We start from the raw sequence: 6,309 nt of genomic DNA, 5'->3' as shown, positions 1-6,309 counted from the left end.
TGCCGAGACCGACATTAAGCATGTCATCGTGACCCAAATTGGCGATATGCTGGGCTTTCCCAAAAAACTCATTGTAAATCTGGTGGTAAAGTACATCAAGAAGATGGTGCCTTCTTACAGTTTGCCGGGGGCAGTTGATTTCAATAAAGCACTATCCACCGGGGCGTCAGCCACCTACAAGAAGCCCGAGGTCAAAAGTCAGGATTTGGCCTTCATTCAGTACACGGGTGGCACGACCGGCGTATCCAAAGGTGCTATGCTTACGCATCGCAACCTCATTTCCAACGTGGAGGCTAACACGGAGTGGCTAAAACCTTTGCTGGGAGACGCCAGCAATCAGGTGATTGTGGCCGCCCTGCCGCTGTACCATGTTTATGCTCTTACGGTCAATGCTTTGACCGCGCTGAAAAGTGGGGCGATGAACCTGCTCATTACCAATCCGCGGGACATGAACTCCTTCATCGACGATTTGAAAAAATACAAAGTCACGATTTTCACGGGCCTGAATACACTTTACAACGGATTGCTCAATAATTCCCGCTTCGGCGAGGTAGATTTCAGCGAGTTGAAGGTCACTTCTGCCGGGGGCATGGCACTACAAAAAGTAGTGGCCGAGCGCTGGCACAAGGAAACGGGTTGCCTGCCCGCCGAGGGCTACGGCCTGTCCGAAACCTCTCCCGTGCTGACGTCCAATCCGCTGGTGGGCGAAAACCGCATCGGCACCATTGGCATTCCCTGGCCCAGCACGCAAATCAGGATCATGAACGAGGAAGGCCAATGGGCCGCCGACGACGAACCGGGTGAGATTTGTGCCCAGGGACCGCAGGTAATGCCCGGCTACTACAACCGTCCCGAGGAGACGGCCAAGACGTTTTACGAAGATGAAAGCGGCCGCTGGTTCAAGACGGGCGACATCGGCGTGCGCAGTCCCGACGGCTATTTCAAAATTGTGGATCGCAAAAAGGATATGATCCTGGTTTCTGGCTTCAACGTATATCCCAACGAAATTGAGGACGTGGTGGCGCAGTGTCCCGGCGTGCTGGAAGTAGCCTGCGTGGGCGTTCCCCACGAGCGTTCGGGTGAGGCGGTCAAGATTTTCGTCGTAAAAAAAGACCCCGATCTAACCGAAGCTAAGGTACAAGCCTACTGCCGCGAAAACCTGACCGCCTACAAGTGCCCGAAGTTCATCGAGTTCCGCGACGAACTACCAAAGACGAACGTCGGCAAAATCTTGCGGAGGGCGTTGAGGGATGAAGAGAAAAAAGTTGTGTAATCGTTGAATCGTGTAATTGTCGAATTGAGGTATAACTGTTATTTGTCAAAAAATTTTGGTAAGGAAAAGAGGTAATCTCATTAATATTCATACAATTAACCAATTCAACAATTACACGATTCAACAAATCAACAATTCAGCAACCCTATGAAAACGCTCGTACTCCTTCATGGCCATGGCATGGACGACACGCTTTGGGATGAAATAGTCCCGCTGCTGGACGGTGATTTTACCATAGTTAGGCCCAATGTCTCGCTGCTGACTGGATGCCGTACGATGGAAGCCTACGCCGACGAACTACACCGTCTGCTAACGGCTTCACAGATTGATAAATTTACGCTTATCGGCCATTCGATGGGCGGGTATATCAGCCTGGCTTTTGCTGAAAAGTATCCCGGGATGCTGGAAGGCTTTGGACTTTTTCATTCGTCGGCCCTGGCCGATGATGACACCAAAAAGGAACAGCGCAATCAAATGGCCGAGCTGTTACGCACCCACGGTACCGATGCCTTCTTACAGAAAACCGCGTCCAATCTTTTCGGCCAACACTACAAAGATACCCATCCGGAAAAAGTACAAAAATACACAGAGCGTTATGGTAAACTACCCGCCGAAGCTCTCGCCGTAGGCATGGAAGCCATGCGTGACCGCCCCGACCGTACCCATGTGCTGGCTGAACTACCTTTCTCAATGATTTTTATCGTCGGCATGGACGACCAAGTCGTTCCATTTGAGAAGGTAATGGAGCAGGCACGGTTCCCCAAAATGATCTACCCCTTCGTGTTGGCCGACGCAGGCCATTTGGGAATGATCGAACGACCGGAAGCCTCCGCACGCATCCTCCGCTGGTACGTTGGGCAGGAAGTTTGAATGAGGCGTCGCGCAACGAAAGCCCTTTGCTTTGCGTTTACTAGACTGCACTTTAAACTTTACCTATTACTCAATGAAGATTCGTTCTAATATTCTGCCGCTGCGTCAAGCCTGGATTTTGCTTGCCTTCGGCTTCCTATTTCTTTCTTCCTGCGACCGCACTGATCCGCCCGCCGAGCCACAAAACCAGTACTTAGTCGGTAGTACTACCGCCGTCGAACTTTCCAAATCAGAAATCGCCAAACAACTGATAGGTTTCGATCCCCTGATTTCAAACTTTCTGAGAAATGGCATCAAAGGCTACCGCCTTACTTACAAAACCAAAAACACCGACGGGAAGGAAATCACTGCCTCCGGGGCCTTGATCCTGCCCGACACCGACCAACCCGTTTCGATGGTAAGCGTCCAGCACGGCACCATCACCAGTGATGACCAGGCACCTTCCAACTTCAACAATGGAGCCGACGCTTCGCTCAATTCCCTGTTCAGCTCGCTGGGCTACATCATCTCGGCCCCTGACTACATCGGCTACGGCGCTTCCAAAGACCTGCCCCACCCTTACGAACACCGCGCCAGCCTGGCGTCGGCTTCGCTGGATATGTTGCGGGCGTCGAAGGAATTTTTGAAAGAGCAAACTGCGGTAAAATGGAACAACAAACTATACATCGCGGGCTATTCTGAAGGCGGTTTTGCCTCTATGTCGTTACAGAAAAAGCTCGAAGAAGAGGCTTCGTCTGAGTTCGACCTGCGGGCTTCCAGCCTGGGAGCGGGAGCTTACGACAAGACGGCCTTTATGAAGTACTTAGTCAACACCAAAACGCACGGTATTGCGGGCTACAACCGCTCTTACTTGTGGGTGACGCTAACCTATGACCGCATCTATGGTCTGAACCGTCCCAAATCGGCCTACTTTAAAGAACCATACGCCAGCCAAATTGATAAAAATGGTCTGGATGCCAACCTCGACGTATCATTCAACACAATTTTCACCGATGCCTTCATCAAAGGCGTCAATGACGGTACTGACAAGGCGTTTCTCGACGCTGTGGCTGATAACAATGTTTACGACTGGAAACCCAAAACACCCACACAACTTTACCACGGCAACGCTGACCAATTGGTGTTTTACTTCAATTCAGAAAATGCTTTTAACGCCATGCGCAAGCGCGGTGCCAACAACGTGGATTTGATAGAAGTGAAGGGCGGCAACCATGGTAGTTCGCTGCAAACCTACCTACTGGGCACGCTGACATTTTTCACGTCCACGCCCTAATCCAAAATTATTTGCTTACATTTCACCTCACTGCTTTCCAGTCCAAACGGAAAACGGTGGGGTGACTTTTTTGCTTGTTCTAAAAAGGCTGAGAGTCGCAGCAGACACACAGGGAAAACAGATTAGAAAATGCTCGGGTCATTATTGGTATTAATTCTGTGGCAGACCAAGCCCGCCATTGAGAAGGGGGCAGAAAAAATAAGCAGAGGTCTCCCACGCGGGGTTCGGCAATTTTTGGATTTTGAACTACTGAAAATCCAAAGCTATAAGGTAACCGTCTTTGACGTACTTCTGATTGTCATGCTACTGGCCATGGCCAGGCTGCTGATATGGGGTATATCCAACTTGCTACGGCGAGGTTTTTTCCGCCGCAAGCAGGTGGACAAGGGCCGACAGGAAGCGGTCATCCAGTTGATAAAGTACCTCATCTACGTCATCGTCATCTACCTTTCGCTGGGGATTGCCGATGTGTCTCTCACGCCACTCCTGGCGGGTTCGGCGGCACTTTTGGTGGGCATCGGGCTAGGCTTACAGCAGACCTTCAATGATTTGGTTTCGGGCCTGATCCTGCTCTTCGAGGGTAGCATCAATATTGGCGACATCGTCGAGTTGGACAACGGGCTGGTGGGGCGGGTATCAGAAGTGGGGCTGCGCACTTCCAAGGTCGAGACGCGTGACGCCATTGGCATCATCGTCCCCAACTCCAAGTTCATCAATAACAATATCATCAACTGGTCACACAACCGTTCGTTGACGCGGTTCATTATTACAGTGGGGGTAGCCTACCGCAACGACCCACGCCACGTAGAGACCGTAATGCTTGATGCTGTGAAGGAACATTCAGAAATTGCCAAAAACCCCTCCCCTACTGTCAGAATTAGCGATTTCGGTAATTCTGGCGTCATCTACGAATTACTTTTCTGGACGTACAGCGCCTGGCGCATCGAGTATATCAAGAGCGAAGTACGCTTTGTGATTTTTGAAAAATTCCGGGAAGAAAAAATCGAAATTCCGTTTAACCAGTACGACCTTAATTTAAAGAAAGGGTGGGATGATTTTGCGGACAGATTGAAAGAGGGAGGAAAGGAATAGAGGCGATGATTCTCCGACAGTGAATTCCTCAAATAAACGAATATATAAACAAATAACAGAATGTCTTCCATCCTCGACCTTGTGGGCAACACGCCGCTTGTAGAACTCAGACGCATCAATCCCAATCCCAACGTTACGATTTATGGCAAGTTGGAAGGGAACAATCCAGGTAGTAGTGTGAAGGATCGAGCGGCGTTCAGCATGATAAAGGGGGCGCTGGATCGGGGAGAAATTGATAAAAACACTCGCCTTATTGAGGCAACGAGCGGCAACACGGGCATTGCGTTAGCGATGATTGCCAGTACTTACGGCATTGATATCGAGCTGGTCATGCCCGAAAAATCTACCCGCGAGCGAATACTGACGATGGAGGCCTTTGGAGCCAAAGTAACCCTAACCGACGGTATCGAGAGCGCCCGCGACTACGCCGACACTAAGTCGAAGGAACCAGGGTACTTCATGCTCAATCAATTTGCCAACCCTGACAACTGGAAGGCGCACTACCGCACTACCGGACCGGAAGTCTGGCGCGACACGCAGCAGAAGATCACGCATTTCGTATCGTCGATGGGTACCACGGGTACTATCATGGGTACTTCGCGCTACTTGAAAGAGCAGAATCCTGACGTACAGATCGTAGGCTGCCAGCCGACGGATGGAGCCAGCATTCCCGGCATCAGAAAGTGGCCGCAGGAATATTTGCCCAAAATATTCGAACCCGAACGCGTGGATCACGTGATCGAGATTTCGGTCGAGAATGCTACCGAAATGACGCGCCGCCTGGCGCGGGAAGAAGGGGTCTTTGCGGGCATGAGCAGTGGTGGGGCTGCTTGGGCCGCCGTACAATTGGCACAAGAACTGGATTCCGGCGTTATTGTGACCATCGTTTGTGATCGCGGTGATCGCTATTTATCCAGCGATTTATTTATGTAGGGGCAAACCGTAAACCCGTAGGTTCGCCCCTAGTATACTCCCCATTAACTGACGAGAAAGTTAACGGCTTGCTTGAGCGTCCGCTCGCTCTGGGTTTCGGGATCGGTGTAGGAGCGCTCTCCTACTTCAATGGTGAGTTCCTTGCCCATGAGTTGCTTTGTATCCAACTCCTTTCCTGCTTTGGCGTCGATTCCTACTTCTTCGAATAGACCAATGATAGCGGGCATCCCGGCTTCTGACTGATAAAAGCGATGTGACACGTAACCTTCATCATTCTCGAAGCGCACGGCAAAAAAGGGAATTCCCTTGTACTCGCTGCTACCTTCCTCGATATCGGTGATCGTTACTTGCTGCCTACCGTCGGCCAACAGCGGCTTCTCCTGACCTTTTTCTACTGCAATTTTCATATTTATCCTATGTTTGATTTATAATACAAACATAGTGATTTTATATTTGTTTTTAAATATAAAGATAATTTCAGAATAATCAGAAGGCCTTCCTTTGAACGCTACTTAATCAACTGCATCAGCTTCTGCGAGAAATCAATCAACTGCTCAAACTCTCGCCGCTTGGCTTTCTTCAGTTCGTCGTTGAAAATTATGATCGACTCGCCGTTACTTTCCAAATGCTGAATGCTACTGGCCTCGATCAGGCGCTCCAGGTCAGGGTTCATGAATTTGTCCATTGCGTGGGTGTCCTCGACTTTCACCACAAATTTGCGGGAAAAATTCTCGTAGTGGATGTAGTCTATGTCCTTACGAAGCGAAGGGTCGATCAAGATGTCGACCAAGTCCTTGCGCTCGATGGTAAACCGGGGAACCCCACCGGGGAATTTGATGAGGTCGATAGTCGTGGTGAATTCCTGATA

General features: G+C 50.2%; 7 protein-coding genes. 5 read left to right on the top strand and 2 right to left on the bottom strand.

Annotated elements, in window-relative coordinates; genetic code table 11:
- The 5 genes from ACEW8P_RS04865 to cysM form a co-directional block, all read left to right on the top strand.
- Positions 1-1,273: AMP-binding protein (locus ACEW8P_RS04865; protein WP_373511979.1), on the top strand; the 1,273-nt coding region annotated here is incomplete at its 5' end.
- Positions 1,274-1,420: 147 nt separating this feature from the next.
- Entirely contained in the window at positions 1,421-2,143 is a 723-nt protein-coding gene (locus tag ACEW8P_RS04860; protein WP_373511978.1) for an alpha/beta fold hydrolase, read from the top strand.
- Positions 2,144-2,216: 73 nt separating this feature from the next.
- On the top strand, positions 2,217-3,416 hold the full coding sequence (locus ACEW8P_RS04855) for an alpha/beta hydrolase family protein (protein WP_373511977.1): 1,200 nt from the start codon (positions 2,217-2,219) through the stop codon (positions 3,414-3,416).
- Positions 3,417-3,545: 129 nt separating this feature from the next.
- The gene (locus ACEW8P_RS04850) at positions 3,546-4,508 is read left to right on the top strand and encodes a mechanosensitive ion channel family protein (protein ID WP_373511976.1); all 963 of its coding nucleotides are present in this window, start codon (positions 3,546-3,548) and stop codon (positions 4,506-4,508) included.
- Between the two features lie 60 nt (positions 4,509-4,568).
- Positions 4,569-5,441, top strand: coding sequence for a cysteine synthase CysM (gene cysM / locus ACEW8P_RS04845; protein ID WP_373511975.1), 873 nt, complete (start codon positions 4,569-4,571; stop codon positions 5,439-5,441).
- Between the two features lie 44 nt (positions 5,442-5,485).
- Here cysM and ACEW8P_RS04840 read toward each other — a convergent pair whose 3' ends face one another.
- Both ACEW8P_RS04840 and ACEW8P_RS04835 read right to left on the bottom strand, forming a co-directional pair.
- Positions 5,486-5,848 (bottom strand): hypothetical protein, encoded by a 363-nt coding sequence (locus ACEW8P_RS04840; RefSeq protein WP_373511974.1) that lies wholly within the window; start codon positions 5,846-5,848, stop codon positions 5,486-5,488.
- A gap of 101 nt (positions 5,849-5,949) precedes the next feature.
- On the bottom strand, positions 5,950-6,309 hold a 360-nt coding region (locus ACEW8P_RS04835), incomplete at its 5' end, for a hypothetical protein (protein ID WP_373511973.1).

Origin of the sequence: Persicitalea sp. (assembly GCF_041751555.1) — a bacterium.
Classification (GTDB): domain Bacteria; phylum Bacteroidota; class Bacteroidia; order Cytophagales; family Spirosomataceae; genus Persicitalea.
Note: the sequence above shows the minus strand (reverse complement) of the source record. Positions and strands in the feature narration are given on the sequence as shown.

Coding starts and splice junctions, on each gene's coding strand:
- ACEW8P_RS04850 (WP_373511976.1), top strand. CDS start 3,546: ATGCTCGGGTCATTATTGGTATTAATTCTGTGGCAGACCAAGCCCGCC.
- ACEW8P_RS04855 (WP_373511977.1), top strand. CDS start 2,217: ATGAAGATTCGTTCTAATATTCTGCCGCTGCGTCAAGCCTGGATTTTG.
- ACEW8P_RS04840 (WP_373511974.1), bottom strand. CDS start 5,848: ATGAAAATTGCAGTAGAAAAAGGTCAGGAGAAGCCGCTGTTGGCCGAC.
- ACEW8P_RS04860 (WP_373511978.1), top strand. CDS start 1,421: ATGAAAACGCTCGTACTCCTTCATGGCCATGGCATGGACGACACGCTT.
- cysM (WP_373511975.1), top strand. CDS start 4,569: ATGTCTTCCATCCTCGACCTTGTGGGCAACACGCCGCTTGTAGAACTC.